We start from the raw sequence: 2,059 nt of genomic DNA, 5'->3' as shown, positions 1-2,059 counted from the left end.
GGTGGACGACGCGGCGGTGGACGACGCGGCGGTGGACGGCGCGGCGTCAGTCGAAGCCGAGACGGCCGGGGAGAGCCCTGACGAGAGCCCGAAGGCCTCCGACTAGACTGCGACCCGTGCCCGGGAATCCTGCGGGCAGGTGGATCGACGGGCAGGAGCGTAGGACGTGGTCAGTGCCGAGTCCGGAGCACCCTGCCAGGTCGTACTCCTGGCCTCCGGTGCCGGCTCGCTCGCGCAGAGCGTCCTGGACTCGTCCGACGGGGCCGACTGCCCCTACCGGGTGGTCGGCCTGGTCTCCGATCGCCAGTGCGAGGCCGTGACCCGCGCCCGGGCCGCCGGACTGCCCACCGCGGTCGTCCGTCCGGCCGATCACCCCGACCGCCCGTCCTGGGACCGTGCGCTGACGGACGCGGTGCGCGGGTTCTCGCCGGACTGGGTCGTCTCCGCGGGCTTCATGCGCATCCTCGGCGAGGCGTTCCTCGGTGAGTTCGCCGGGCGCGTGGTCAACACCCATCCGGCCCTGCTGCCGTCCTTCCCCGGCGCCCACGCGGTGCGGGACGCGCTCGCCTACGGGGTGAGGGTCACGGGATGCACCGTCCACCTGGTCGACGCCGGGGTGGACACGGGCCCGGTGATCGCCCAGTGCGCGGTCGACGTCCTCCCCGACGACACCGAGTCGTCCCTCCACGAACGAATCAAGGTCGTCGAGCGCGAGCTGCTCGTCGACATCCTCGCGGCCGCCGCCCGTGGCCGACTCCACACCGAAGGTCGAAAGGTGCACCTATCGTGACCGACTCCCGCAGGCCCGTCCGCCGTGCGCTCATCAGCGTCTACGACAAGACCGGACTCGAGGATCTCGCGCGGGGTCTGGCGGCCGCCGACGTCGAGATCGTGTCAACCGGTTCCACCGCCCAGCGCATCGCGGCCGCGGGGGTCGCGGTGACGCCCGTCGAGGACCTGACCGGGTTCCCCGAATGCCTGGAGGGCCGGGTGAAGACCCTGCACCCGCGGGTGCACGCGGGCATCCTGGCCGACACGCGCAAGCCGGAACACCTCGAGCAGGTCGCGGAACTCGGTGTGCGTCCGTTCGAGCTCGTCGTCGTCAATCTCTATCCCTTCACAGACACCGTCGCCTCCGGCGCGGACTTCGACGCGTGCGTGGAGCAGATCGACATCGGTGGTCCGTCCATGGTCCGGGCGGCGGCCAAGAACCACCCGTCGGTCGCGGTGCTGGTGGACCCGGCCGGGTACGGCGAGGCCCTGGACGCGGTGGCCGCGGGCGGATTCCCGCTGGAGGAGCGCCGTCGGCTCGCCGCCGCCGCCTTCCGCCACACCGGTGCCTACGACGTCGCGGTGGCCACCTGGATGACGGAGCAGACCGCGACCCCCGCGGGGGACGGGGACGAGAGCTTTCCGGTGTGGCAGGGGCAGAGTCTCGACCTGGCCGCCACCCTGCGCTACGGAGAGAACCCGCACCAGGGCGCCGCCCTCTACACGGACTCCGCCGCGGCCCCCGGACTCGCTCAGGCCGAGCAGCTGCACGGCAAGGAGATGAGCTACAACAACTACGTCGACGGCGACGCCGCCTGGCGGTCCGCGTTCGACCACGCCGAGCCGTGCGTGGCGATCATCAAGCACGCGAACCCGTGCGGCATCGCGATCGACGCCGACATCGCCGCGGCCCACCGCGCCGCCCACGAGTGCGACCCCGTCAGCGCGTTCGGCGGGGTGATCGCCGCCAACCGCGAGGTGACCCTGGAGATGGCCGAGCAGGTGGCCGAGATCTTCACCGAGGTGATCATCGCGCCCTCCTACGCGGACGGTGCCGTGGAGATCCTGCAGCGGAAGAAGAACATCCGGATCCTCGAGGCGAACCCGCCGGCGCAGGGGGAGCTCGAGCGCAAGCAGATCTCCGGCGGCGTGCTGGTGCAGCAGCGCGATTCGTTGGACGCCGACGGCGACGTGACCGCGGGGTGGACCAAGGCGTGCGGCGACGACGCCGACGAGGCGACCCTGCGCGACCTGCTGTTCGCGTGGCGCGCCTGCCGGGCGGTCAAGT

General features: G+C 72.1%; 2 protein-coding genes. Both read left to right on the top strand.

Annotated features, from left to right (window positions below; all coding sequences use genetic code 11):
* Window positions 1-166: 166 nt before the first annotated feature.
* Window positions 167-790, top strand: a complete 624-nt coding sequence (purN, locus tag G6022_RS14900) for a phosphoribosylglycinamide formyltransferase (RefSeq protein ID WP_182691877.1) — start codon at window positions 167-169, stop codon at window positions 788-790.
* Window positions 787-2,059 (top strand): bifunctional phosphoribosylaminoimidazolecarboxamide formyltransferase/IMP cyclohydrolase (purH, locus tag G6022_RS14895; protein ID WP_182691875.1); only part of this gene is annotated, 1,273 nt, incomplete at its 3' end. The genes purN and purH, both read left to right, overlap by 4 nt.

The organism is Dietzia sp. Cai40, assembly GCF_014145165.1.
Lineage (GTDB): Bacteria > Actinomycetota > Actinomycetes > Mycobacteriales > Mycobacteriaceae > Dietzia > Dietzia natronolimnaea.
Note: the sequence above shows the minus strand (reverse complement) of the source record. Positions and strands in the feature narration are given on the sequence as shown.